The organism is Neomicrococcus lactis, from assembly GCF_014200305.1.
Taxonomy (GTDB): Bacteria; Actinomycetota; Actinomycetes; order Actinomycetales; family Micrococcaceae; genus Neomicrococcus; species Neomicrococcus lactis.
The window spans coordinates 1,648,234-1,672,812 of sequence record NZ_JACHBL010000001.1 but is presented as its reverse complement, the minus strand read 5'-3'; the positions used below and the strand labels follow the sequence as shown (position 1 = coordinate 1,672,812).

At 58.6% G+C, this 24,579-nt stretch carries 23 protein-coding genes and 2 tRNA genes; 12 read left to right on the top strand and 13 right to left on the bottom strand.

Annotated features, from left to right (window positions below):
* Nucleotides 1-6 precede the first annotated feature (6 nt).
* From BKA12_RS07580 to BKA12_RS07565, 4 genes are read right to left on the bottom strand one after another with little or no spacing between them, the layout of a single operon-like run.
* On the bottom strand, nucleotides 7-1,242 hold the full coding sequence (locus BKA12_RS07580) for a DUF4032 domain-containing protein (protein WP_183642114.1): 1,236 nt from the start codon (nucleotides 1,240-1,242) through the stop codon (nucleotides 7-9).
* Between the two features lie 49 nt (nucleotides 1,243-1,291).
* Nucleotides 1,292-2,449, bottom strand: coding sequence for an ABC transporter ATP-binding protein (locus tag BKA12_RS07575; protein WP_183642111.1), 1,158 nt, complete (start codon nucleotides 2,447-2,449; stop codon nucleotides 1,292-1,294).
* Between the two features lie 57 nt (nucleotides 2,450-2,506).
* Entirely contained in the window at nucleotides 2,507-3,316 is an 810-nt protein-coding gene (otsB, locus tag BKA12_RS07570) for a trehalose-phosphatase (RefSeq protein WP_183642108.1), read from the bottom strand.
* Entirely contained in the window at nucleotides 3,313-4,761 is a 1,449-nt protein-coding gene (locus tag BKA12_RS07565) for an alpha,alpha-trehalose-phosphate synthase (UDP-forming) (RefSeq protein ID WP_338087463.1), read from the bottom strand. The genes otsB and BKA12_RS07565 overlap by 4 nt, the downstream gene beginning before the upstream one ends.
* A 182-nt stretch (nucleotides 4,762-4,943) precedes the next feature.
* On the opposite strand from BKA12_RS07565, the gene BKA12_RS07560 reads away from it, so the two are divergent.
* Entirely contained in the window at nucleotides 4,944-5,807 is an 864-nt protein-coding gene (locus BKA12_RS07560; protein ID WP_183642104.1) for a DsbA family protein, read from the top strand.
* Between the two features lie 116 nt (nucleotides 5,808-5,923).
* Here the strand turns inward: BKA12_RS07560 and BKA12_RS07555 are convergent, their stop codons facing one another.
* The gene (locus BKA12_RS07555; protein WP_183642101.1) at nucleotides 5,924-7,540 is read right to left on the bottom strand and encodes an AMP-binding protein; all 1,617 of its coding nucleotides are present in this window, start codon (nucleotides 7,538-7,540) and stop codon (nucleotides 5,924-5,926) included.
* A 194-nt stretch (nucleotides 7,541-7,734) separates the two neighbouring features.
* Here BKA12_RS07555 and BKA12_RS07550 point away from each other — a divergent pair.
* The 5 genes from BKA12_RS07550 to BKA12_RS07530 all read left to right on the top strand — a co-directional run bounded on the left by BKA12_RS07550 (nucleotide 7,735) and on the right by BKA12_RS07530 (nucleotide 10,903).
* Nucleotides 7,735-7,811: transfer RNA gene (locus BKA12_RS07550), tRNA-Thr, on the top strand.
* A 102-nt stretch (nucleotides 7,812-7,913) separates the two neighbouring features.
* On the top strand, nucleotides 7,914-8,999 hold the full coding sequence (locus BKA12_RS07545) for an NYN domain-containing protein (RefSeq protein WP_183642098.1): 1,086 nt from the start codon (nucleotides 7,914-7,916) through the stop codon (nucleotides 8,997-8,999).
* A 133-nt stretch (nucleotides 9,000-9,132) separates the two neighbouring features.
* Nucleotides 9,133-10,002: a hypothetical protein gene (locus BKA12_RS07540; protein WP_183642095.1), complete on the top strand. Its 870-nt coding sequence runs from the start codon at nucleotides 9,133-9,135 to the stop codon at nucleotides 10,000-10,002.
* 93 nt (nucleotides 10,003-10,095) lie between these two features.
* On the top strand, nucleotides 10,096-10,755 hold the full coding sequence (locus BKA12_RS07535; protein WP_183642092.1) for an NAD(P)-binding domain-containing protein: 660 nt from the start codon (nucleotides 10,096-10,098) through the stop codon (nucleotides 10,753-10,755).
* Between the two features lie 74 nt (nucleotides 10,756-10,829).
* A tRNA-Val gene (locus BKA12_RS07530) sits at nucleotides 10,830-10,903 on the top strand.
* A 254-nt stretch (nucleotides 10,904-11,157) separates the two neighbouring features.
* Here BKA12_RS07530 and BKA12_RS07525 read toward each other — a convergent pair.
* Nucleotides 11,158-12,198: an LLM class flavin-dependent oxidoreductase gene (locus tag BKA12_RS07525; RefSeq protein WP_183644776.1), complete on the bottom strand. Its 1,041-nt coding sequence runs from the start codon at nucleotides 12,196-12,198 to the stop codon at nucleotides 11,158-11,160.
* 143 nt (nucleotides 12,199-12,341) lie between these two features.
* Between BKA12_RS07525 and BKA12_RS07520 the strand changes: the two genes are divergently transcribed.
* Complete coding sequence (locus tag BKA12_RS07520; RefSeq protein WP_183642089.1) at nucleotides 12,342-13,904, top strand: threonine/serine exporter family protein; 1,563 nt, start codon at nucleotides 12,342-12,344, stop codon at nucleotides 13,902-13,904.
* Here BKA12_RS07520 and BKA12_RS07515 read toward each other — a convergent pair.
* A complete protein-coding gene (locus BKA12_RS07515) occupies nucleotides 13,901-14,671 on the bottom strand; it encodes a uracil-DNA glycosylase (RefSeq protein ID WP_183642086.1) in 771 nt (256 codons plus the stop codon). The genes BKA12_RS07520 and BKA12_RS07515 overlap by 4 nt on opposite strands.
* Nucleotides 14,672-14,764: 93 nt before the next feature.
* Between BKA12_RS07515 and BKA12_RS07510 the strand changes: the two genes are divergently transcribed.
* From BKA12_RS07510 to groL, 3 genes are all read left to right on the top strand, one after another.
* On the top strand, nucleotides 14,765-15,070 hold the full coding sequence (locus tag BKA12_RS07510) for a DUF3263 domain-containing protein (protein WP_183642083.1): 306 nt from the start codon (nucleotides 14,765-14,767) through the stop codon (nucleotides 15,068-15,070).
* Nucleotides 15,071-15,115: 45 nt separating this feature from the next.
* Complete coding sequence (locus BKA12_RS07505; RefSeq protein WP_183642081.1) at nucleotides 15,116-15,919, top strand: hypothetical protein; 804 nt, start codon at nucleotides 15,116-15,118, stop codon at nucleotides 15,917-15,919.
* A gap of 304 nt (nucleotides 15,920-16,223) precedes the next feature.
* Nucleotides 16,224-17,852: a chaperonin GroEL gene (gene groL / locus BKA12_RS07500; RefSeq protein ID WP_183642078.1), complete on the top strand. Its 1,629-nt coding sequence runs from the start codon at nucleotides 16,224-16,226 to the stop codon at nucleotides 17,850-17,852.
* A 133-nt stretch (nucleotides 17,853-17,985) separates the two neighbouring features.
* Here groL and BKA12_RS07495 read toward each other — a convergent pair whose 3' ends face one another.
* The 5 genes from BKA12_RS07495 to BKA12_RS07475 all read right to left on the bottom strand — a co-directional run bounded on the left by BKA12_RS07495 (nucleotide 17,986) and on the right by BKA12_RS07475 (nucleotide 22,254).
* Nucleotides 17,986-18,879 (bottom strand): DUF4031 domain-containing protein, encoded by an 894-nt coding sequence (locus BKA12_RS07495; protein ID WP_183642074.1) that lies wholly within the window; start codon nucleotides 18,877-18,879, stop codon nucleotides 17,986-17,988.
* Nucleotides 18,880-18,998: 119 nt separating this feature from the next.
* A complete protein-coding gene (locus BKA12_RS07490) occupies nucleotides 18,999-19,292 on the bottom strand; it encodes a WXG100 family type VII secretion target (protein ID WP_246361628.1) in 294 nt (97 codons plus the stop codon).
* 243 nt (nucleotides 19,293-19,535) lie between these two features.
* On the bottom strand, nucleotides 19,536-21,161 hold the full coding sequence (locus BKA12_RS07485) for a sensor histidine kinase (protein WP_183642071.1): 1,626 nt from the start codon (nucleotides 21,159-21,161) through the stop codon (nucleotides 19,536-19,538).
* Nucleotides 21,162-21,222: 61 nt separating this feature from the next.
* A complete protein-coding gene (locus BKA12_RS07480) occupies nucleotides 21,223-21,933 on the bottom strand; it encodes a response regulator transcription factor (protein WP_183642069.1) in 711 nt (236 codons plus the stop codon).
* A gap of 60 nt (nucleotides 21,934-21,993) precedes the next feature.
* Nucleotides 21,994-22,254, bottom strand: coding sequence for a hypothetical protein (locus tag BKA12_RS07475; protein WP_183642068.1), 261 nt, complete (start codon nucleotides 22,252-22,254; stop codon nucleotides 21,994-21,996).
* A 214-nt stretch (nucleotides 22,255-22,468) separates the two neighbouring features.
* Here BKA12_RS07475 and BKA12_RS07470 point away from each other — a divergent pair, with 214 nt between their 5' ends.
* Both BKA12_RS07470 and BKA12_RS07465 read left to right on the top strand, forming a co-directional pair.
* Nucleotides 22,469-22,852, top strand: a complete 384-nt coding sequence (locus BKA12_RS07470; protein WP_183642066.1) for a cold-shock protein — start codon at nucleotides 22,469-22,471, stop codon at nucleotides 22,850-22,852.
* Nucleotides 22,852-23,301 carry a DUF3027 domain-containing protein gene (locus tag BKA12_RS07465; protein ID WP_183642064.1) on the top strand — a complete coding sequence of 150 codons (450 nt, stop codon included), beginning with the start codon at nucleotides 22,852-22,854 and terminating at the stop codon, nucleotides 23,299-23,301. The genes BKA12_RS07470 and BKA12_RS07465 overlap by 1 nt, the downstream gene beginning before the upstream one ends.
* A 114-nt stretch (nucleotides 23,302-23,415) precedes the next feature.
* Here BKA12_RS07465 and serC read toward each other — a convergent pair whose 3' ends face one another.
* Nucleotides 23,416-24,534, bottom strand: a complete 1,119-nt coding sequence (gene serC, locus BKA12_RS07460; RefSeq protein ID WP_183642062.1) for a phosphoserine transaminase — start codon at nucleotides 24,532-24,534, stop codon at nucleotides 23,416-23,418.
* Between the last annotated feature and the right edge of the window lie 45 nt (nucleotides 24,535-24,579).

The window sequence follows — 24,579 nt, the reverse complement described above, 5'->3', positions numbered from 1 at the left end:
GGGGAACTAATCAGCGTTCTCAGTGATGTCTTGGGACTCAACTACAATCGCGCGCTCGTCGCGTCGATGGGCGAGCACGTTATCCACGTAGGACTGGACTGTCTCAGCAAGCGGCACGTTCGCGCCACGATGCTCTGAGATATACCAGCGGTGTTCGAGAACTTCATGGACAATCTGTGCCGGTTCCAATCGGGCGCACATTTCCTCTGGGATCCCGTTCATGATCTTTTCGAAGACGTCCTGCATCCACCAAGATGCGCCGAGCTCCTCGGACATTCCGGGATGGCGGCGGGCGGTGTAGGCGTCAATGTCATTTAAAATGCGGCGGGCTTGAAGTTCGCCCACATCCAAGCCGGTGAGCCGCATGAGGCGGCGGGTGTGATGACCTGGCTCAACCACACGGGGGACAAGCGTCAGTCGGTGCCCATCGCCCGTGGTCTCGAGTGAAATTTCGCCGACATCAAATCCCAACTTATTGAGAGAACGAACGCGTTCATCCACGCGCCAACGTTCGGAAATATCGAAAGAGTCTGGGTGGGTAATCTCGGCCCACAAGGCACGATACCGATCCACGAGAAGTTGGCCGGTTCCCACCGCGTCGAATTCCTCTTCCACGAGGCCTCCCGCGGTGAGATCCATGACCTCGCCGGCGATGTTCTCCATCGCGATCTGAAGGTCGTATTGGCGCTGGCCGCGCGTCAGTTGGGGATGGAGTTCTCCAGTCTCGGCGTCCACCAAGAACGCAGCAAAGCCTTCGGCGTCACGTCGGAACAAGACGTTAGAAAGGGAGACATCGCCCCAATAAAAGCCCACCAAATGCAGCTTCACCATCAAGACTGCGAGTGCGTCAATGAGCCGGTGCAGTGTGTCACGTCGCAGTTTGCGCGAGAACAACGCACGGTAGGGGAGCGAATAGGACAAATGCTTCGTCACGAGAGCAGCGCCCAGATCCTCGCCGGTGGGGGAGGTGCGGTTCAAAACGATCGCGACGGGCTCAACGCTTGGCACATGTAGGCCGTTGAGTCGCCGCAGCATGTTGTATTCGTGGCGAGCGGGCCGTTCTACGGTTTCTTTGACCGCCACGACTTCGTTGCCCATGTACGCAAAGCGCACCACGTGCCGAGATAGACCGCGTGGCATGGCGGCGAGGTTTCCCGTGGGCCACTCTTCCAAAGGAGTGTCCCACGGGAAATCCACGAGGGCTGAGGTGACGTTGGCGGAGATAATCCGAAGATCGCTCATCCTGCTACCTCCTCGCTACCGCAATTACGCAGAGCATCGTTCCCGCTAATTAGTGAGCGTCTTCCGTTTCGCCGCGCAAAGCCTGAACCTCGGTCAAATCGGCCACCGGGGTATCAGCAGGAGTTTCGGCACCCAAACGCAGTCCGCTCTGGGCATCGAACAAGTGCACGTGGCCTTCGCGGGGAGCCACGTCAATCGTGTCTCCGCCGCGAGGAGGCTTACGGCCGTCCACACGAATCACCATGTTCTGCTCGGAACCGCCCACGGACGAACGGCCGTAGACGTAGGCATCCGCGCCGAGCTCTTCCACAACGTCCACCATGACCTGAAGACCCGCTCCGGCAGGAACAACATCCAGGTCTTCTGGGCGAACACCCAACGTGACCGTTTGGCCACTCGCGGCATTCAACGTGTCAGACGAGACCGGGTGAATGGTCTCGCCGAACTTCACGCCACCGTCCACCACGGGAAGCTGCAAGAGGTTCATAGCAGGGGAGCCGATGAAGCCAGCTACGAAGACGTTGGCTGGGTGATCGTACAAATTGCGAGGGGTATCGACTTGCTGGAGCTGTCCGTCCTTGAGGACTGCCACGCGGTCTCCCATGGTCATGGCCTCAACCTGATCGTGCGTCACGTAGACGGTGGTGACCTTGAGTCGACGCGTCAACGAGGCGATCTGGGTGCGGGTCTGCACACGCAACTTGGCATCCAAGTTAGAGAGCGGCTCATCCATGAGGAACACTTGCGGGCTACGCACAATGGCACGGCCCATGGCCACGCGCTGGCGCTGACCACCGGAAAGTTCCTTAGGCTTGCGCTTCAAGTACGGCTCGAGGTCCAGAAGCTTCGCTGCTTCCAGCACGCGGGCGTCGCGTTCGGCGCGGTCGATTCCGGCGATCTTCAAAGCGAATCCCATGTTGTCCCCCACGGTCATGTGGGGGTACAGGGCGTAGTTCTGGAAGACCATCGCGATGTCGCGATCCTTCGGTGGAACATCGGTGACGTCGCGGTCGCCAATGAGCACCCGTCCCGAATTAATGTCTTCGAGGCCTGCGAGCATGCGCAAAGCCGTGGACTTTCCGCAGCCGGAAGGTCCCACGAGGACTAGGAATTCGCCGTCGGCGATGCTGAGATTGAGTGAATCAACAGCGGGTTTGACGCCGTTGGGATAAACGCGCGTTGCGTTGTCGTAAGTGACTGAAGCCATGAGTATTCAACCCTTCACGGGCAGGTACGTGCCCGACGATCCGTAGTGATAGGAGTCTCAGCTTCTCACATCGAGCACTAATTGCAAGAGTTCTGGCAAAGAGTCGGGGCTGGAAATTCGAAATTCGGCAATCGTCTCGCCGGAACCCACTTTCACCGAGACGTCCCGGCCGGTTTCGAGAGCCGCGAAACCGTGCTCATCGGTGACATCGTCGCCGGCAAAAAGCACGCAGTCCGCGTCCGTCTGCTCGCGCAACCACAACAGGCCTTCACCCTTGCTCGAGTGCGCCACGGCGGCTTCCACAATTTCCTTGCCGTGCTTGACGCTGACGCCGTCCAGCGCCGAAAGTGCTTCTTCAGCCGCTGTCGCCGCAGCCTCTGCCCCTGCTGCTTCCATCCCGCGCGTGTGCAACACAGTGGAAAGCGTCTTGTATTCAAGATGAGACCCGGGATGCAGGGCGTGAATCGCCTCGAGTTGCGCGGTTACCGTGCTCAGCAACTCGCGTTGCGCCTCGGTCAGGACAGCCGTGTCGGGCGTCGTCACCTTTGCCGGAACTTGCAGTTCCGCACCGTGACTTCCCACCAAAAAGGAGTTCTCGCCCGGTTCCGCGACGCGATGCAGGCTGGCAATATCGCGACCGGATACGAGCGCCACAAACGTTGGGCGTTCGGTTCCGGCGGAATCTCGCGCGAGGTCATCCAGCTGCGTCAACAAGGCGGCCGTCGCGGGCAACGCACGCGCATCCTCCGGCCGCGCCACGAGCGGCGCAATGGTGCCGTCAAAATCAAGGGCCACAAGTACGCGCCGGGCGTCCTTGAGGCGCTGGCTTACTTCCTTTTCCAGTACGACGTCGCCGCTCAATTTCATGCCTCGTTTCTCGTAGGATCCTTCTTGAGCGAGCGAAGAAATGTCTCGGACCAGCGAGTGACATCCTGGCTGAGGATGTGGCGGCGCATGATGCGCATGCGGCGAGTGGCTTCCGCTTCCGGCATTTCGACAGCGCGAACGATCGCGTCTTTGAGGTCATCGATGTCGTGCGGGTTGATGAGGATCGCATGGCGCAGCTGATCCGCCGCTCCCGCGAACTCGGAGAGAACCAGCACGCCGATCTGATCCTCCTGAGAGGCGACGTACTCTTTGGCCACCAAGTTCATGCCATCGCGAAGAGCCGTCACCAGGATGACGTCGGCCACCATGTAGAGGGCCACCATCTCTTCGACCGGATAGGAGTGGTGCAGATACCGGATGGCGGTGTGGCTCAGGGTGTCGTGTTCGCCGTTAATACGACCCACGAGTCCTTCAACTTCTTCGCGGAGATTCAAGTAGCTTCCCACGCGTTCGCGGCTAGGGCTGGCCACCTGGACCAAACACGCTTGACCCACCGAAAGGCGTCCCTCATCCAAGAGTTCGCCGAACGCTTTGATGCGGTGGGCAATACCTTTCGTGTAGTCCAGTCGGTCAACACCCAAGAGCACCGTCTCCGGGTTACCCAGTTCTCTGCGGATTTCTTCGGCGCGGGCTTGAACCTTGGGAGACTTCGCCAAGTCGATAATGCGTTGTGTATCGATCGAAATGGGGTGTGCCTCAGCGCGGGAAATATGTGTCGGCAAGCCAGCGTCGTCGTACACGTGAACGGCCGAACCGCGAACGGAATGGCCGCGCAACCGGCGCACGCACCGCAGGAAGTTATTGGCGTCGCTCTGACGCTGGAAGCCGATCAGGTCTGCGCCGAGCAAGCCATCCAAGATCTGCGCGCGGCGTGGCAACTGCGCGAAGATTTCAGCGGGCGGGAAAGGGATGTGGTTGAAGAAGCCGATGTGCAGGTCAGGGCGGGCCACGCGAAGAAGCGCTGGAACTAGCTGAAGTTGGTAGTCCTGCACCCAGACCGTGGCGTTCGGAGCCGCGATTTTCGTGGCCGCGTCGGCGAAACGCTGATTGACGAGGCTATACCGATCCCACCATGTGCGGTGGTACTCGGGTGAGACGATCACGTCGTGATAGAGCGGCCAGAGCGTCGCATTGGAGAAGCCCTCGTAGTACATCTCCACGTCTTCGTCCGAAAGCGGGACGGGGACAAGGTGCATATTGCCCTCGTCAAAGGGCTTGATCTTCTCATTGGGCGCGCCGTGCCAACCCACCCAAGCGCCGTCGTTGTTCTCCATCACCGGAGCGAGCGCTGTGACGAGCCCGCCGGGGGAGCGCTTCCACGTGGGATTTCCCTCAGCGTCAACTGAGCGATCCACGGGAAGGCGGTTGGCGACCACAATGAAATCGTAGGAATGTGGGGAGTGCGTGGATTTGGTTTGGGTCACCGGAAAGCTCCTCAAGCATGCGTGCAGAAAGTCATTGTTAAGGCGATCTACTTATTCAATCTATCGCGTTCTCCCCATAAATTAGGGGGAAACTTGAATCCTCAAGAAACCCTGAGAAATGCGAAAATCCCAGTCCTTTAGACTTAAGGCGGGAAACTCGAACGAAAAGGAAGCATCCACACATGGCAACCAACTCGTCATCTCCACGTGGAGATAGTGCCGTAGCACGCGAGAAAGCGCGTCAGTACAGCGCTCAGCAAGCGGCTTCGCAAAAACGTAAGGGACTTTGGGTCAAGATCGGTGTCTTGGTTGCTGTTGTAGCAATCATCGCGATTGTTGCAGCCATTGTGATGCAGCAGAACCGTGGTCAGGTGGCTGATTCCGGACCGGTTCCAAATGGTGGCAACACCAGCGGCGGCATCACATTGGTATCTTCCACCGAGTTTGCTTCCACGGCCTCGGGCCAGACGGTGAAGCTCAGCGACGCTGGCGAAACTCCAAGCACGGCTGGCACCCCAGCTCCTCGCAACATGACGAAGGCTGAAAAGGGCGAAGCTGTGCCGCTCATCATGTACGTGGACGCCAACTGCGTTCACTGCGCAGATTTCGAAGGCCAGTATGCCAACGACTTGAAGACGTGGTTGGACGCCAAGGACATCACCCTTGAGTACCGCAACGTGGCCTTCTTGGACCGTGGTTCACCCACGAACTACTCCTCGCGTGGCGCCAACGCGTTCGCTTGTGTTGCCAACGAAGCTCCAGCTTCCTACTTGAACTTCACCAACGCTGTGTTTGCTCACCACTCTGAGGGTGAAATGACCAACGCTGAACTCGCGCAGATGGCTAAGGACAACGGCGCGGACGTCACGAGCTGCATCGAAGATGGCACTTACCGTCCCTTCGTGAAGTTCACGACCCAGGCCGCACTTGCTGATTCCATCGGCGGCACTCCTTCCGTGTTCTTGAATGGACAGGAATGGAACGGTTCCACCGATCCAGACTTCAAGGCTTGGGCCCAGAAGATCATCGACGCCAACAAGAAGTAAGCCGTATGGTTTCCGGGCTTCTTTCCAACAGAAGCCCGGAAACGCAAAGAGGAGAGGCGCAGATCCCGTATCACGCGGACTGCGCCTCTCCTCTTTTGCTTGTCTACTTTGCTTGTTTACTTTGCTTGCTCGCGAAGAATAAAGCGCTGGATCTTTCCAGACGGCGTCTTCGGCAAGGACGGCACGAAGTTGACCTTGCGAGGGTAGGCATGTGCGGAGTAGTTCGTTTTCACGTGAGTCTTGAGCTCGGCAGCAAGGTCATCGCTGCCATCGTTGCCTTCTGCCAGGACCACGTAGGCCACTACCACTTCGCCACGAATCTCATCAGGCTCACCCACAACTGCAGACTCCTGAACCGCGGGGTGCGTTGCAAGTACGGACTCGACGTCGAACGGGCCAATCCGGTAGCCGGCCATCAAGATGATGTCGTCATCGCGGGACTGGAAATAGAAGTAACCGTCTTCGTCGCGACGGCCGGCATCACCGGTGTAATACCACGTGCCGTCGGCGCTGAAACGCTGCGCGGTACGTTCTGGAGCGTCCTTGTAGCCGGAGAACCACGCGAGTGGAGACTCCTTCACGTTGACGGCCACGCGGCCGGCCGTGTTTGGTCCTGCAATGTTGTCGCTCGCGTTCTCCAGCACTGCACACGTGAAGCCAGGCAAAGCGTGACCCATCGACAGTGGCCGAGGTTCCTTGGCCAACTCGTCAGCCCAGGCGTTCACAATGAACATGCCCAGCTCCGTTTGCCCGTACTGGTCCATCACTTCGCTGCCCAAGTGTTCCTTGGTCCACACGGAGACCTCTGGGGTGAGCGGCTCGCCGGCAGAGCTCGCGCGGCGCAGCTTGATGTTCGAGCCCGCCGGTACGCCCGCGGCGCGCAAGCTGCGATACATCGTGGGGGCGGACAAGAAGTTGTTGACATTGAACTTCTCCATCACCGCGAAGCATGTCTTCGCATCAAAACCGCTACGGAGGAAGAGGTTGCGCTTTCCAGCCACCATGACGCCAAGCACGCCGTAGTAGAGGCCTAGTGCCCAGCCTGGATCAGCGGCATTCCAGAAGACGTCTTCTTCGCGCACATCCAAGCTCGCCTCGATGTACTGGCGGAATGCTGCCAACGCGAAGATCGGTACCGGTACTCCCTTCGGGTGTCCCGTGGTTCCGGAGGTAAAGATGAGCACCAGCGGGGTGTCCTTGTTTCCCACGAATGCTGGGAAGCCAGGCTTCTCCGCCGCAAGCAGCGCCTCAAATGAGAGGTCCTCGGGGAATTGAGCTGCGGCGTCGTCCTCCGTGGTAGCGCCCACCACCACGACGGCGGCCGATGTTTCCTGAATCTTGGGGCGCTGATCCGCGTCCACCACTACAACCTTCGCGCCGCTCGCGGTGAGACGAAGCTCGATTGCGGTCCACGCAAACGCCGTGAAGAGCGGAACGTCCACGGCGCCCAGACGCCAAATGCCAAGCAGCGTGGCGAGCATATCCGGGGACTTGCTCATGAGCGTTGCCACGTGATCGCCGGGCCTCACGCCCAACTTCGACAACGCGCTGGCCACCTTTTCGGAGCGCTCGCGGAGCTCGCCGTACGTCAGATCAACCGCGTTGAGGTCTGCGTCAATGCAGGTAAAAGCGACTTTGGCGGGATCGTGACGATCGTTGAGAAGTTCTGCTGCCGTCACCTTTTCGGCGGTCACGTCCGCCAAATACTCGTCGACGGTAGGCAATCTGTTCATGGGCGTCCTTTCACGCAAGTCTCTGGTGAGTCTACGACTTTGAGCAGGGAAAATCCGTGGACGTTTCATGCAACCCGCGAATTGACGAACCGTATTTTTCTGAGCGCTGAGACCGGGGCGATTCGGCGCCATGCGTAAGTTCCGCTAACCTTAACGGGTTGATAATTCAGGATCAATCCTTGAATCCTCAGCGTGCCTCCTTAGCTCAGTTGGCCAGAGCACCTGTCTTGTAAACAGGGGGTCACCGGTTCGAATCCGGTAGGGGGCTCCACTTATTTCACTCCACTGTTCTACATGTCCTCCCCACTCGCTAGCATCAGCAGTATGGTTTCCGAGACTTCGGTAAAAGCGCAGGAGATAGTGGGGAGTTGCAGTGTTTTCACAACGGGCAATCTTTATTGATGCCGGATTTTTGCACGCCGCGGGAGGCATGCATGTTGCTGGGACCAGCTATCGCAAAGCCACGCGCGTCAATCATGAACGCCTGATCAACGGAATCCTCAAGTGCACCGAGGACCACAGTGGTTTAGACCTGCTTCGGCTCTATTGGTACGACGCCGCCAAGGACGCCGTCTTCCAGCCGGAGCACAAGAAGATCGGTCTGCTCCCCGGAGTCAAAGTCCGGCTGGGCCGGATGTCCTACGAAGGAAATCAAAAGGGCGTTGACCTAAAGTTGGGGCTCGACCTCGTAGGGATCGCACGAAACCGCGCCGCGTCCGTGGGTTATCTTCTCTCGGGCGACGACGACCTCACCGAAGCGGTCGAGGCAGCTCAGGACCTCGGCATGAAGGTAGTTCTCGTGTGTCTCGAAGACGCCAACAGCAAGCTCGGTGTCCGATCCGTCGCCGAGAACCTTGCGCTCCTCGTGGACAGCATCATTCACATTCCAAATGAACTGATCGAGACGAGCTTCATTCGTGAAGTGCTGGAAAAGCCAGGCACTGCTTATCCGCTCCAACCGGTGGCGCCGCCGGCGACCTCTGCCGAAGTACCGCCAAACGAAGTTGAGGCAGGGAATCAAGCTGCGTCGTCGTCCTCTCAGGAAACTGAGCAGCCACGGCCGGAGCCGGCAAGAGTAGCCATAAAACCGGCCCCTCCAAAGAAACCGCTCGAATACACTCCGCCAAACTTCTCCAGCCACGAATCGCATTTGGTCTACAGTTCGGGGCCTCACGGTTCCGGCTCCGCAATATCGGTGGAGGAAGACGTGCCGCTTTTGGAAGCCGCGGAAGTTGGCGTTCACGTTGCAACGCACTGGTACGGAACGGTGACGCAGCAGGAACTTAGTGACTTGCTGGCGGATCGGCCGGTGCTGCCCGCAGACGTAGACCGCGTTCTTCTCAAGGACTGCGCCCAGCGCATTGGCGAGCTCAAGACGGACTACAAGTCGATCCGTCAAGAGCTGCGTCGATCCTTCTGGGACGAAATCGACGAGCTGGTGGCTGGAAAGCGGTCTTAAATCGGTGAGCACTCATCGCACGAAAGGTTTCAGCACACTCTTTACCACTGAGCCTCAAATAACCCGCGCGCTCGCAGCCGAAATTCGCCATGCGCCGGACACGGTTGAAAAATACTTCAAACAGCTTCTGGGCATGAGTCTGGGACAACTTTCGGATGTGGCTTGTGAGAAGGCCGCGCGGGTCGATGTTCTGCTCACATTTACGGGCTCAAATGGCCCGGTTCGCGTTGCGATTGAGGCCAAAGTCGACCATGTGCTGAGCGACGATCAGATCGAGCGCGAATCGGGGGTTTCTGACTTCCTAGTTCTGCTGGTTCTGGCGCACGATGATGCCGCGGCGTACCGAGATCAAGTAGCCGCAGTTATTACCTGGGCCGAATTGCTAGCGATTTTTCTAGAACCGCGGCTTCGACTTTCGGACATCGAGTCAATACCTGCTCAAAAGGTACAGGTGGAGCGAATCCTGCGACGCACGTTGAAGAATCTGGACATGCCGAAGGGATGGACGCTGGACATCGTCCGAGGTGGCGCTGCTATGCCGGGAATTACGATTCTCAGCCCAGTACATCCCATCGGCGGACAGCTGTGTGGCCAAATTCAAGTCAGGGGGCGGTCCATGCCTGCTCATCTCAACGACGTTCAGCTGGAGTACTATGCCGGCACCCGTGTGGAAGAGACTGACGAGAATTACCCGCTTCCAAGTTCAAACACGGTTCCTCGCTGGGTGACGAACGCCCGGATCCTCTACTCAAAGGTCCTGGACGGAGATCCGTCTACTTTTGATCTCAAGACGAGAGCGCCCGGTAGTTCTCGTAAACCACTAGGTGACCGCCGCAAGGAGCTAACCACAAAGTATTTGTCAGAGAGCCCGTGGCTCGCGCAGGGGTATGTCGATTGGTCGCTTGGAGTGCGTGCGCATTCGAAGCCAATTGCGCAGGTCGAAACGCTTGCTTCCGATGCTTTGCGGCTCTTCACGGCTTGGTTCGACGCCCTGGATGAATAGAAGGATTAGTCGACTTAGCCCTCCGGGAATCATTCAGATGCATACGTTGTTACACGCAGTAGACAGCTAACAACGGACTCTCGGAGGACTAAGGTGCAGGACCAGCGGCCAATCGCTACGTTAGGAATTCTCGGGGCAGGCCGTGTTGGCACTGCGCTCGCGAAACAGGCTGCTGCAGCTGGCGTCGACGTCAAAGTGGCCACGGCGAAGGATCCGCGCGATATTTCGTTGATCCTTGAGTTCATGGCTCCGGGCGCTCAGGCCGTCACGGCGGCTGAGGCGAGCGCGCAGGACGTGGTGATTCTGGCCGTCCCGCTTCACAAATTCCAGGACGTTGATCCCAAGACTCTCGCGGGCAAGATCATTGTCGACGCCATGAACTACTGGGCGCCCACAGACGGAATCGTGGACCACTTCGAAAATGACACGCGCTCGAGCTCCGAGGTAGTGCAGAGCTACTTCAGCGAGTCCGCCGTGGTTAAGTCGCTGAACCACATTGGCTACGGCGAATTCGTGGGAGATGCTCGCCCTGCTGGCGATCCGGACCGCCGCGCGCTCGCAGTCGCTGGCGATGACGAGGCCGCAAAGGCTGCGGTTGTGCAGCTGATCGAGGCGATGGGGTACGACGCCGCCGACATCGGACCGCTGTCAGCTGGCGTCTTGTTGGAGCCCGGTTCGCGGATTTTTAGTGGCCGTCAAACGGTCGAGTCCATCACCGCAATCACGGCGGAAGAATGCGCAATGGCACGCTGACCTCAATTTGGAGCCAGCATGCAATATGCGTAATCTATTCAGGTGCTGAAATCGGGAAACCTAAATAGCACTGAGGTTCTTTAGCTCAGTTGGTTAGAGCGCTCGCTTCACACGTGAGAGGTCGCTGGTTCGAGTCCAGTAAGAACCACACAACTTCATTCTCAACATGATGGCGTCCATCTGGGCGCCATTTTGCGTTTCCGAGCTACGAACAATTTAGGTGCAGACTCGACCTTCATCAGCGGATCGCGAGGAAGCCATACCGCATGAATCAGCCCGCCGTTCAGACCTCTCAAACAGCCGCGGCCGAGCGAAACCACGGAGTGTGTTCGGTGTGTTTCACTCAGCGCGCGGCTAATGGGACGTGCAATTGCGACTATCGCAGGGTCATGCGAAGAGCGCTTAGCCCTCCGACATCATGTCGAGGACCAGCGGCTTCACCTTGGTTCCCAGCAGTTCAATGCTCTTCATGAGTGTTGCGTGGGGGAGCGTGCCCTGGCTGTACTTCACGTCGATGCGGGACAGTCCAAGTCCCTTCGCGACGCGAGTCATCTTCCGGGCCACGGTCTCCGGCGAACCGGCGAGCATGTGGCCGTTATCCGCGAGAGCGGCGCGCAGCTCCATCTGGGACGCTTCCGGCCAGCCACGCTCTGCACCAATGCGTGAGCGGTAGAGGCGGTAGTGCGGCCAGATGATGTCGAAGGCTTCGTCGTCGGAATCAGTGACCAGACCGTGCAAGTGCGCGGAGATAGGCAACTGTTCGTGGCCGAATTCCTGCAACGAACGGCGGTACAGATTCGCGAGCCCCTCGAAGGCCAGCGGGTTGCCGCCGATGATTGCGAGCGTCAACGGCAGCTGGTGACGAGCCGCGCGCACCACGGACTGCGGGCTTCCGCCCACGCCCACCCAAGTCTTGATCGGCGCGTTTTCAACGGTCGGGTAGACCACTTGGTTCTTCAGTGCCGAGCGCGTTTCGCCGGCCCACGTGACGGGCTCACCCTTGACGAGCTTCGCGAGCAGATCCAGCTTCTCCTCGAACAGCACTTCATAGTCCTGGAGGTTGTAGCCGAAGAGCGGGAATGACTCGATGAAGGATCCGCGGCCAGCGATGATCTCAGCGCGGCCGTTGGAAATGGCGTCGAGGGTCGCGAAGCGCTCGTAGAGGCGCACGGGATCATCCGAGCTCAAAACAGTCACAGCCGTTCCCAGGCGGATGTTTTCGGTGCGCGTGGCGATACCTGCCAGCACGATTTCCGGTGCTGAAACGGCCATGTCATCGCGGTGGTGTTCACCGACTCCGAAGAAGTCAAGGCCCACTTGATCAGCCAAGACGCCTTCGTCGATGACGTTGCGCAGCACCTGTGCGTGCGATTCGAGGTTGCCATTTTCGTCGATCGTGACGTCGCCGAAAGTCTCGGCGCCGATCTCCAGTTGTCCGTTCAGTGCGTGAGCCACGGTCTTCCTTCACTTTCGGTGCTTGTATGCGTTTGAATAGAATAACTTCGTTAGCTCGGGATCTATTCCCGCCGGTAAAGTAGATGACTGGGCCGCTTGTTGCGGTGTGCTATAAAAACGTAGGAGTCGGATTGACCAGCGAATCAGAGCTGTCGAGCGATGAGGAACTGCGCGCCATCCAAGAGGCCGCTTTGGCTCGCGCGGAAGCGCGCCGAAAATTGGGCACTTCTTCTCGTAGAGAGTACGACGCCGCCGCTTCAGACAGGCGGGACCCTAAAGAAAGTGCCGCTCGTGCAAGCGCCAACGCGCGCGGTGCGTGGAAGCGTATGTGGGTCACCGAGCAGGCGCCCACCGAGGCGTTCTCGATTGTTGACCGACTCGTCGGCAGCCCCTACGCCAACCCGCGGGTCCGTACCGTTCCGCAGGACATCCTTGCCGTTAACACCATCGAATTCGTGTTGGACTTGGGCGAACAGATGTTCCGCTACGGCGCTGGCGCTTTGGAAGTCGAGACCAGCATGATCGCCGTTATGGCATCCTTTGGTCTGCGCAACGTGGACGTTGACATCACCTACCAGTCCATCCACGTGAACTACGCGCCGCCGAACGCCGCATCCTTGAGTTTGCTGCGCGTGGTGCGTTCGTGGACCAACAACTATGCAGGCCTTGCCTTGGTGCATCAGCTCGTGACTGACATCGTGCAAGATGGCGTGAGCCAGGCTGAAGCGGTTGAGCGTCTTCGTGACATCACTCGCCGGCCCAAGCAATTTCCGAAATGGATTGTGAGTGCGGCCGGCGCCATCTTTGCAGGGCTCTTCGTTCTTTACATCGGCGGATCGCCAACCGGATCGCTTGTAGCTTTCGTCTCCTCGATCATCGTGATGGAGATCGGCAAGCTGGGCGCCAAGTGGCGTATCCCAGAGTTCTTCGCCACGGCGGCCAGCGCATTCGCCGCGACCGCAATTGCCATGGTGTTGTGGGCACTTGATGTGCTCATCTCGCCGGCGATCGTTGTGGCCGGTGGAATCATGTTGCTCTTGCCGAGCGCGCGCATTGTCTCGTCTGTCCAAGACGCCATCAACGGCTTCCCGGTGACCGCCGCAGGCCGTGCTTTCTCGGCCATGATCACGTATGCGGCTATTGTCGCGGGCATTGTGGCGGCGCTCGTCCTGGGTTCACTCGCGGGCGTTCCGAGCTTGGACGTTGCCCAAGTGTCCAGCATTAGCTACCCGTGGTGGGCCATGTTGCTTACGGTGGGCATGGCAACGGCTGCCATCACGGCGGTTGAGCAGTCCGCTATTCGACTGCTTTTGCCAACTGCAGGCATCGCGATGCTGGGCTTCTTGGCTTACTCGGGTAGCCAGTGGATTGGGGCGGGGGAGCGACTCACCCCCGCCGTTGCCGCTGTGGTGATTGGCTTTGCTGCCCGTTTGTTTGCCATGCGATCGAGCGCTCCACAGCTGGTCATCGCTGTTCCGGCGATCGTGTTCTTGCTTCCCGGTCTGATGATTTTCCGCTCGATGTATGTCATCGCCATGAACACGTCGGAGCTCGTTACAGGTCTGGCTGGCATGTTCAACGCCATGATGATCATCATGGCTGTGGCCGCTGGTGTGGTGCTCGGCGACACCCTTGCTCGTCCGTTCACGCGCGGTTGGTCCCGCAACGAACGTCGCCGTATTCGCCGCCGTTAGAAGAGCATTCCTTCGGCCCTGTCATTCTCGGCCAGATCTGGCAACTGCCAGTCGATTGGCGATGCGCCTTGGGCTATGAGCATCTCGTTGGTGCGGCTGAACGGCTTCGACCCAAAGAACCCACGTCGAGCAGATAACGGCGAAGGGTGTGCACTTTCAATGAGTGGCACATCGCCGAAGAGGGGAGCGAGCGTCTGAGCAGGCTTGCCCCACAAGATACCGACCAGTGGATTCTTGAGAGCCACGATTTCTGTCACGATCGCACTCGACACTTGCTCCCAACCCATGCCGTGGTGTGACGCGGCCGCACCCGGGGCCACGGTGAGGACGCGGTTGAGCAACAGCACACCCTGATCCGCCCACGCGGACAGGTCGCCGTGCTCTGCCGGCTCGATCCCCAGATCGTCACGCAGTTCTTGATAGATGTTGTTGAGGCTTCGCGGAAGCGGCTTCACGTGCCGATCGGTGGCGAACGCCAACCCAATCGCATGTCCAGGAGTGGGGTAGGGATCTTGTCCCAAAATGATCGCGCGAACATCCGAGGGGGACGTGGCCAGTGCGGCAAAGACCCGATCCGCAGCAGGTAAATAAGGGGCCGTCACCTCACTGGCTGCGGCTTGCGGAAGGTGAGCTGCGTCGTCGTACTGGCGAGAAATCCTGGAGTGAATATCCGCAAGCTGCGGTTCCAGGCTGGACAGTAGCGGAAGCCAATCAGAGTGGACGCGCGAAATGTCGAAGCCGCCGAGGGTGCTGAGGGAAGCGCTCATGTCTCCAATCTAGCGCCGAAAAACCGCGACGAATGACAAGGATGTAATTCAGGCTTAGAATGAGTGATTAGGCCGAAAAGGGAAGGAAAAAGCGTGAGTTCAGTAACGTCAGCGGCATCACAGCCAGACTTTGAATTCGACGAATCGTCGTCACTTTCTGAACGTGACCAGCGCATCCTCACATTCGAACGCCAGTGGTGGAAGTTCGCGGGAGCGAAGGAAGAAGCCATTCGTCAGCTGTTCGATCTTTCCGCAACACACTATTATCAGAGTCTAAACGCGTTAATTGACACGGATGCGGCGCTTGCGTTCGATCCAATGTTGGTGAAGCGACTTCGCCGTTTGCGGAGCTCGCGTCATTCAACGCGTTTGCAGCAGCGACATCTTTCTGGCGCTTAGGTTCCGCCCGCGCCCGCTGCAACACAAGATATTGGAGAAGCGGACGTGAATTACCCTCAGGACGAGTTCGACAAGATTCCAGAAGGAACCGGTAGCGCTGGCGCGCACCGGGGCTTTGGCGCGCCTATTGCTGCAGGTGGCGCAGCCGCTGGTGCTTCAGGCGCCTCAGCTTATTCAGCAGATTTGTCTGTGGATGATCCTCAGTACTCAGACTCCTACGAGTACTTCTACGTTGAGGACGCACCAAGCCGCAAGGGACTTTTGCCGATCTTGCTTGCTGGAACGGCTGCCCTAGTCATCGGTGTCTTGGCGTTCTTCGTAGTTCCGCAATTCTTCAAGAACAACTCTGCGGATCCTGCGCCGGTAGCCTCCCCATCTGTCTTGGGCTCGATGTCCGCGTCTTCGGATCCGTACACCTCCACCTGGACTGCCACGTCTTCCTCTGCATCTTCCAGTTCCTCATCTTCTAGCTCTGCGTCGAGCACTTATGTTGCTCCGCGGACTAGCTACGCACCTCGCACCTCAGTGCGTCCGCGTACTACGCAGGCTCCACGCACCTCGCAAAAGCCACGCACTACCAAGGCCCCGACTACGTCTGCAGCTCCGACTACGTCGAAGGCACCAACTACTTCTGCGCCGGCTACGACCAAGCCAGCACCAACCACCAAACCGGCGCCAACGACGAAGCCGGCTCCAACCCCGAAGCCGGCTCCAACCACGAAACCTGGTCCGACAACGAAGCCTGCCCCTACGACGGCTCCAACGTCCCAGCCGTCCACTGAGCCGCCTGCTAGCGATAGCGTAGGAAGCGGTGACAAGAAGCCGGCAGAGCCCAGCAAAAAGAGCTAGTTCCGGCTGAGTGCCCGACAATTTTTGATGGTGTTGTTCGCTCACGGATTTATTTGGGTTCTTCTGCCTCCACAGAGTTTGCACTCGATGGCTGAGAGTGCCAACATGGAGTTAGCACTCATAGGGTGCGACTGCTAAGTAAGTGTCGGTTCGACACATCATGGTGGTCGTTCGTATATGAATACCGGACTTCTAGATGAGGTTGTGGTTCCTTCGGTACCTTATGCCGAAGTAGCTCAACCGTCCGTCGCGGGCATCTGGTTGTCCACCCCCGCATGACTGTCCCGAAAGGACCCCAGCCGTTATGGCAAAGATCATTGCATTTGACGAGGAAGCACGTCGCGGCCTCGAGCGTGGTTTGAACCAGCTCGCAGACGCTGTCAAGGTAACGCTTGGCCCACGCGGCCGCAATGTTGTTCTTGAGAAGAAGTGGGGCGCTCCCACCATCACGAATGACGGCGTTTCCATCGCTAAGGAAATCGAACTCGACGATCCATACGAGAAGATCGGTGCAGAGCTGGTCAAGGAAGTTGCCAAGAAGACGGACGACGTCGCTGGCGACGGCACCACCACCGCTACCGTTCTTGCTCAGGCACTCGTGAAGGAAGGCCTGCGCAACGTTGCTGCCGGCGCCGACCCACTGTCCCTAAAGCGCGGCATCGAAAAGGCCGTTGAAGCTGTTACGGCTGAACTGCTTGATTCCGCTAAGGAAATTGAAACTAAGGAAGAAATCGCTGCTACGGCATCGATCTCCGCTGGCGACTCCCAGATCGGCGAGCTCATCGCTGAGGCCCTCGACAAGGTGGGCAAGGAAGGCGTCATCACGGTTGAAGAGTCCAACACCTTCGGCCTTGACCTCGAACTCACCGAGGGTATGCGCTTCGACAAGGGCTACATCTCCGCTTACTTCGTCACCGACGCAGAGCGCCAGGAAACGGTTCTTGAAGATCCGTACATCTTGATCGTGAACTCGAAGATCTCCAACGTGAAGGATCTCGTTGCAGTTCTCGAGAAGGTCATGCAGTCCGGCAAGCCATTGCTGATCATCGCTGAAGACATCGAAGGCGAAGCTCTTGCAACCCTCGTGGTCAACAAGATCCGTGGCCTCTTCAAGTCTGTGGCCGTCAAGGCTCCAGGCTTCGGCGACCGCCGCAAGGCCATGCTTGCTGACATCGCAATCCTCACGGGCGGCCAGGTCATCTCTGAAGAGGTTGGCCTCAAGCTCGAGAACGCTACCTTGGATCTCCTCGGTACCGCTCGCAAGGTTGTTGTCACCAAGGACGAGACCACGATCGTTGAAGGCGCAGGCTCCGCTGAGGAGATTGCAGGCCGTGTCAACCAGATCCGTGCCGAGATCGAGAACTCCGATTCCGATTACGACCGTGAGAAGCTTCAGGAGCGTCTCGCCAAGCTTGCTGGCGGCGTAGCTGTCATCAAGGCTGGCGCAGCCACCGAAGTTGAGCTCAAGGAACGCAAGCACCGCATTGAGGATGCTGTCCGCAACGCAAAGGCTGCTGTTGAAGAAGGCATCGTTGCCGGTGGCGGCGTAGCCCTCATTCAGGCTGGCGAAAAGGCTTTCGCAAAGCTCAACCTCGAAGGTGACGAGGCAACCGGCGCAAACATCGTCAAGGTTGCAATCGAAGCTCCGCTCAAGCAGATCGCATTCAACGCTGGCCTCGAGCCAGGCGTTGTTGCCGACAAGGTCAAGGGTCTTCCTGCTGGCCACGGCTTGAACGCTGCAACCGGTGAGTACGTTGACCTTCTTGCAGCTGGCGTCAACGACCCAGTGAAGGTAACCCGCTCGGCACTCCAGAACGCAGCATCCATCGCTGGTCTCTTCTTGACCACCGAGGCTGTTGTTGCTGACAAGCCTGAGAAGTCTGCACCAGCTATGCCAGGTGGAGACGAAATGGGCGGCATGGGCGGCTTCTAGTCCCAACTGATGTTTCCGCAACGCGGCATCGCATGTAGCTAATACGAAAAAGACCTAGTCGTCATCATTACGGCTAGGTCTTTTTCTATGTGATGCCTCTGAAATAAGCGGGACTTTGGCGGGAGTATCACCACTAAGCTCGAAGTTCAGTTAGTTCTCGGCGCAGATTCTCTCGAGCTTTGTCTTCCCAAAGCCGCTTGCCCGTGGCCGTTTCGAAGAGCGTGGGCTTGTCCAAGAGTTGCTGGAGGATTTTGGCGCGACCTTCGCGGAAGAGATCTTCCGGTACATGCCGGTATTCTTCGCGGACACCGGCGGTATAGCGACGGTAGTCTTCTTCTGGCCGAGCCAACACTTCGAGATCAGCGTCCATGAAAATCTTGCCAGCCGCGTCAGTCGACTCTGGCGCATGCGTCGTGGTCAGCAAAATGATTCGAGCAGTCTCATCAATGATTGCTTGATCTACTCCCATGCTTGTCAGATCGGTGACGGCAAGCTGCGCAGACTCATCCTCATCGCGGCCCGGAGTCCCGGTGTAGATGGCGTCGTGGTACCAGGCAGCGAAGTCGAGGGCCTGCGGATATGGCCCTTGCTCTTCGCCTTCAACTCTGAGCAGCTCGAGCGAATTCAAGACTGCGAGCAAGTGAGTGCCCGAGTGGTAATGGCGGTCCATTTGAGACCAGCGGGCTACGAGGGCCTCGCCGGTGGCTTCATGACCTGGCGCTAACTGATTCCACCGGCGCAACAAGACTGAATCCAGACGTTCTGGACGCTGACGAGCCGGAACCCGCAGCCCGCTGCGGACGAGTCGGCGTACAAGGTCAGTCGCCGAGACTGTCTCGGCCCCACGAGCGACAAGATCGTCGTAGCGAGCCAAAGGGACGTCGTAGTGGTCGCGGTCAAAGGCGCGATGAGGCAACCCAGCATCTTGGGCAAACTCGTGGAGCTCGTCGAGGGACGAATCTGACACGAGATGAGAAAAGACTGTTCCGTGTGCTGGCCACATGGGTGGGTCAATGAGAATTGCCATGGTGACAGCCTAGTGAACCTCAGCCACCATGCATGTGGATCGGGGCTCGCAACAGGAAGCTCAGCGGGTGGACGTTGGCCTGCCCAAGAGCCAACGCCCACCGAACGCTCTGAGGAGAACTAGAACGCAAACATGCTCGCGTTCGCCTGCTCGGCGTCGTCGTAATGCTGAGCGCTCACGGTCAGTGCCCGCGAAATCGAGTTCAGCGACTCTTCGACCTGAGTCTGGGTAGCGCGCCACTGCTGGACGACGCTCTGGAAATTGCTGCTCGCCATGCCCTGCCACGTGCCTTCAAGCTCGTGGAGGCTAGCTTGCATGGTGTTGATGTCGGCGCGAATGCGCTCGGCCGTCGCCTGAATGTTGGCGCTCTTCGTTCGCATTTCTTCGGTGTTGGTGGCGAAATTGCTCATCATGATTCCCTTCACGCTGGTGTGCGCGGGCCGGAAAATGACCCGTCGCAACCCACGCTACGGAGGGAAAATACAGCCGAAGCGAGTCACCCCAAAAATGTGGATAACTCGGGTACCAACCACTAAAAAAGACGGCTTGTGGACAGAGAGCTCGCTACCGCAAGGGCACAGGGCAACAGGGCACAAAGCAACAGGGCACAGGACACAAAGCGCTGTGCCACCGGGCGCCAGAGCTGGCCAAGAAACTTACTTCTTGGAGCCCTTGTCCTTGGTCCACGAAATGATGCCGCGAGCACCGTCGTTTTCCGGGGTGGATGACTTCTCTGCGTCCGTGCCCTTGACGTTCCTGGTTTCGAGCGGCGAACCGTCGTCGTCATCCATGTCACTTTCCGGACCGTCGAGCGGTTCAAAAGGAACGTGCGGCAAGTGGATGGACATCGTCGCGCCGCCGCCATCGGTATTGGTCAGGCGTACGGAGCCGTCGTGCTGTGCGGCGATCGCAGCAACGATCGCGAGTCCCAACCCGGTGCCACCGGTTTCTCGCTGCCGCGAGGTATCGGCGCGATAGAAGCGCTCGAAGACTCGCTTGGCGTCAGCCTCGGAGATGCCTGGACCGTGGTCTCGGATTGCGAGGACGGAATCTGAGCGGCCATCTATGACCGGCAAGACGCCCACGGCAACTTCGATAGGAGAACCTGCTGGCGTGTAGCGCATGGCATTCGTCATCAGGTTGGCCACCACTTGGCGCAAGCGTGCCTCATCGCCACGGGTTGGGGCGGAACGCGGAGGGCCTTCGTCAATGCCAATCAAACGCACCACGCGATCAGGCGCGCTGACCTTGGCATCTTCAACCGCGTCAGAGGCCAAAAGCAAAAGATCAACAGGTGTCACATCGAGTGGACGTTGCTCATCCAGCCGAGCAAGGGTCAAGAGGTCCTCGACCAGCTGGCCCATGCGCTTGGCTTCATTCTCAATGCGCCCCATCGCTTGAGCGATGTGTTCAGGTTCCTTGATGCCGCCTTGGCGGTACAACTCGGAGTATCCGCGAATCGTGACCAGAGGAGTGCGGAGCTCGTGGGACGCGTCTTGAATGAACTGACGCATCTTGCGCTCTGACATCGCGCGGCCACGGAAAGCTTGTTCAATATGCGCAAGCATCGCGTTGAGCGAGTGGGAAAGACGTCCCACTTCGGTTTCTGGCGGGAAGTCCTCCACGCGTCGAGACAAGTCCCCAGCTGCAATGGCAGCTGCGGTGCGTTCAACGCGGATGAGCGGTCGGAAGGCTCTCGAGGTGGCGCCGTAGGCGATCATGGACATGATGAGCGTGGACAGCATTCCGGTGAACATGATGGAGGCGGTCGCCTGCTCGATCGTGTCCTTCGCCTGATTCAGCGGCAGCGCGATGGTCATATACCCAGAATTGTCGGCGAGGGCGAAGGCCTTCATGCGCCAACCATCGGACCCGGAGGCGGTGCCCGGAATGTCCAGAGAGCGGTTCTCGAGCTCCTGGACTTGAGCCAAGGTGAGAGCCGGTATCTGCGGAGTGTCAGCCTGGCTGGCGGTTGGCAACGCGTAGTAGACCGATCCGTCCGGCGTGCGAATGGAACCGTTGAACCGCAATAAGCGAACCGTATCCGTATTCGACGGCTGCGTGCTCGAGGAGTTCTGCTGATTCAACTGCAACATCGAGTTCATGAGCGGTCCGGAGTTGGCCGCCAAGTCAGAATCAATTTGCTGCATCAGCGTGGACTGCAACGTGTAGGACGTGCCCCACGCAGTGGCCACAATGCCCAAGATCATGAGCCCAGACATGAGCGCTACCAGCTTGGAGCGCAACGATATCTGGCGAAAGAACTTTTTCAAATGATCCATTATTTCCTGTGGCAAAAAAGTGTCACCCGGTGCAAAGACCGGGTGACATTAAGCGTAGCCGTTAGCGACGATCAGCCGTGCGCATCAGGTAACCCACTCCGCGCTTGGTCTGAATGAGCGATGGCCATTCTGGGCGGGAGTCGATTTTGCGTCGCAAGTAGGAGATGTAGGACTCCACGATCGAGGCGTCGCCGTTGAAGTCGTATTCCCACACGTGATCCAGGATCTGTGCCTTAGAGAGCACGCGGTTGGGGTTCATCATGAGGTAACGCAAGAGCTTGAATTCGGTGGGGGAGAGATCGATGATCTCGCCGGAACGGCGTACCTCGTGAGCGTCGTCGTCCAACTCGAGGTCATCAACACGCAAGATCGCGGCGTCGTCGTCCACCGAATGAGTGCGGCGCAAGACGGCACGAATGCGCGCAACAACCTCGTCGAGGCTGAAAGGCTTGGTGACGTAATCGTCGCCGCCAACCGTCAGGCCGGTGACCTTGTCTTCAGTGTCATCACGGGCTGTCAAGAACAGGACCGGGAAGTGGCGGCCGGCGGCGCGCAGCTTGCGAGTCACCGTAAAGCCGTCCATGTCCGGAAGCATCACGTCGAGCACGGCAAGATCAGGCTGTTCGCGCTCTACAGCGGCGAGGGCTTCACGACCATCGGCCGCGGCGACAACATCAAAACCAGCGAATCGCAATGACGTGGAGAGGAGTTCGCGAATGTTTGGTTCGTCGTCGACAACCAGCAGCTTCGCCTCTGCATTTCTGGTATTCATATGACCATGGTGGAGGAATAAGCTGGGAATCGACTGTGAGCGCCCTATATGTAGTCTTTGCTATCGCTCGGTGTGTGCGGAAGCCGCGCGGCGTCGTCGTTCTCGCAAAGACAAAACCACATAAATAAGCAGGAAAATCAGCGCAATCGGTAGCCCGTAGAGCCCAATGGCAATCAAGCCGGGCCACGGCGTGACGCTCATCGCGTACAGCACCAACGTAATAAAGAGGGCAACGAGCGAAAGAACCGCAGCGGCAACCGCCAGGATCAGTACCGAACGAGAGACCGATGACGACGAGGCGGGGCTTTCTTGAACTTTCACGCACACAGCCTACAGTGAAACCCCGCCTTCACCCCTTGCTGCAACCTGACTAAGACGCTCCGATAGCGTAAACTTTAAAGACTGACTTTCCGGTGCAGTTCGTTTTTGCGCACAGCGAGAAGCACGCCCAGTAGACGAATATCGCGGCACGAGCCGCAGCGGAAAGCCCCGGACCGTGCCGGGGCTGTTGTTTGACCAGAAGAGGTTTGAAGAAGTGCCTACCGGCAAAGTGAAATGGTTTGAACCCTCAAAGGGTTTCGGGTTCTTGGTGACGGATGACGGCCAAGAAGTGTATTTGCATGCGTCTGCGTTGGAAGACGGTTTGACGACCGTTCGCAATGGCGCGCGCATGGAATTTGGTATTGCTGAGGGGCGCAAGGGTGCGCAAGCGTTGTCTGCGCGCCTCATCGAGGAGGCTCCTTCCGTGGCTCGCGCGCGTCGCAAGCCAGCGGACGAACAGGCCATCTTGGTGGAAGACCTTATTAAGTTGTTGGACGGCATTTCCAACGGTCTGCGTCGGGGTCGTTACCCTGAGAAGACGCAGGGTGCGAAGATTGCAGCTGTACTGCGTGCCGTCGCCGACGATTTGGATGCCTAATGACGCGTAAAGCCAAGCTTGATGATTTCCTCGCGCAAGCCGTGGATGTTGCCCGTGACCGTCTCCTCGAGGTGGTCGAAGCGGACCAGCTTGGCGAGCATTTGTCTGCAACTGCGGATGGCGAACGACTCGTCACGCACCGCTTTGCGGCCGAGGTCGCAGGCTACGACGGCTGGGTCTGGTTCATCAGCCTGGCGCGCGTCCCGCGTTCCAAGGAAGCCACAGTCTGCGAGTTGGGCTTGATTCCTGGCGAAGGTGCGCTGCTGGCTCCCGAATGGGTGCCGTGGGCAGCGCGCGTGACGGCGGAGGAAATTGAGTCGGAAGAATCGGAGCACGACGACGCAGCTTCCGAAGGCGAAGAGCCTGCGGACACGGTGGATGCCTCGAGCGAAGTGGAAGTCACCGAAGATGACTCTGCGGAGACTTCCGAGTCCTCCAAGGCTGAATAAGTCCGATACTGAATATAAGAAGTACGAAGGCCGGTCGCCTTCCGGGGAAATCGTTGAGATTCCCTCTGGCAAGCGACCGGCCTTTGCGTTGGCCGTGCTGTGGAGCCCTAGGGCTTAGAGGTTTTCGAGCACGTAGTCGATGCACTGGGTGAGCTTCGTGACGTCATCCGGTTCGATCGCGACGAAGGTGGCGATACGCAACTGGTTGCGGCCAAGCTTGCGGTAAGGCTCGGTGTCGACGACGCCGTTGGCGCGAAGGACCTTGGCGACGGCAGCTGCATCCACGCTGTCATCGAAGTCGATGGTGGCGATGACGTTGGAGCGTTCATCGGCGTTGACCACGAATGGGGTGGCCTTTTCGTGAGCTTCTGCCCACGAGTAGACGCGACCAGCCGAGTCAGCAGTGCGGCCTGCAGCCCACTTCAAGCCACCGTTATTGTTGAGCCACTGAACCTGGTTGTCCAGGGAAACCAGCGTGGTGAGGCTTGGCGTGTTGTACGTCTGGTTTTTGAGCGAGTTATCAACGGCCGTGCTCAGATCCAAGAAGTCTGGGATCCAGCGATCCGTGCTCTTGATTTCAGCGACGCGCTCAAGTGCAGCAGGGGAGAACATAGCGATCCAGAGGCCGCCGTCAGAAGCGAAATTCTTCTGCGGAGCGAAGTAGTAGACGTCAGTCTCTCCAAGAGAAACGTCGAGACCGCCGGCAGCTGAGGTTGCGTCGACAACAACGAGTGCGTCATCGGCGGCACCTTCCAAGCGCTTCACTGGAGCGAAGACACCGGTGGAGGTTTCGTTGTGAGGCCATGCGTAAACGTCAACGCCTTCTTCGGCGACTGGAGCAGGACGCGTGCCCGGCTCTGACTTCAAGATGGTGGAAGCATCGAGGAAGGGCGCCTTGTTGGTGGCCGAGGCGAACTTCGAGCCAAACTCACCGAAGGACAAGTGCTGTGCCTTCTGGCGGACCAGTCCAAAGCTTGCGGCATCCCAGAATGCGGTGGATCCGCCGACGCCAAGAATGACTTCGTATCCCTCAGGGGCATTAAAGAAGGTCTTGAGGCCTTCCTGAACGCTCTTCACCAAGTTCTTGACTGGTGCCTGGCGGTGGGACGTGCCAAGGATGGTGCGCTGTGCGTCAACGATGGCCTGTACTTGTTCGTCGCGGACCTTTGAAGGCCCGGCGCCGAATCGTCCGTCGCCCGGTAGGAGTTCATGGGGGATCGCGATATTCGTCAAAGCAGGAACCTTTCAGAGGTGTGGGGTGGTGCAACCAAGCTACGA

What these genes read in the sequence shown, in the direction of transcription:
- BKA12_RS07580 (WP_183642114.1), bottom strand. Translation starts at nt 1,242, where the DNA reads ATGAGCGATCTTCGGATTATCTCCGCCAACGTCACCTCAGCCCTCGTG.
- BKA12_RS07575 (WP_183642111.1), bottom strand. Translation starts at nt 2,449, where the DNA reads ATGGCTTCAGTCACTTACGACAACGCAACGCGCGTTTATCCCAACGGC.
- otsB (WP_183642108.1), bottom strand. Translation starts at nt 3,316, where the DNA reads ATGAAATTGAGCGGCGACGTCGTACTGGAAAAGGAAGTAAGCCAGCGC.
- BKA12_RS07560 (WP_183642104.1), top strand. Translation starts at nt 4,944, where the DNA reads ATGGCAACCAACTCGTCATCTCCACGTGGAGATAGTGCCGTAGCACGC.
- BKA12_RS07555 (WP_183642101.1), bottom strand. Translation starts at nt 7,540, where the DNA reads ATGAACAGATTGCCTACCGTCGACGAGTATTTGGCGGACGTGACCGCC.
- BKA12_RS07540 (WP_183642095.1), top strand. Translation starts at nt 9,133, where the DNA reads ATGAGTCTGGGACAACTTTCGGATGTGGCTTGTGAGAAGGCCGCGCGG.
- BKA12_RS07515 (WP_183642086.1), bottom strand. Translation starts at nt 14,671, where the DNA reads ATGAGCGCTTCCCTCAGCACCCTCGGCGGCTTCGACATTTCGCGCGTC.
- groL (WP_183642078.1), top strand. Translation starts at nt 16,224, where the DNA reads ATGGCAAAGATCATTGCATTTGACGAGGAAGCACGTCGCGGCCTCGAG.
- BKA12_RS07495 (WP_183642074.1), bottom strand. Translation starts at nt 18,879, where the DNA reads ATGGCAATTCTCATTGACCCACCCATGTGGCCAGCACACGGAACAGTC.
- BKA12_RS07490 (WP_246361628.1), bottom strand. Translation starts at nt 19,292, where the DNA reads ATGATGAGCAATTTCGCCACCAACACCGAAGAAATGCGAACGAAGAGC.
- BKA12_RS07485 (WP_183642071.1), bottom strand. Translation starts at nt 21,161, where the DNA reads ATGGATCATTTGAAAAAGTTCTTTCGCCAGATATCGTTGCGCTCCAAG.
- BKA12_RS07480 (WP_183642069.1), bottom strand. Translation starts at nt 21,933, where the DNA reads ATGAATACCAGAAATGCAGAGGCGAAGCTGCTGGTTGTCGACGACGAA.
- BKA12_RS07465 (WP_183642064.1), top strand. Translation starts at nt 22,852, where the DNA reads ATGACGCGTAAAGCCAAGCTTGATGATTTCCTCGCGCAAGCCGTGGAT.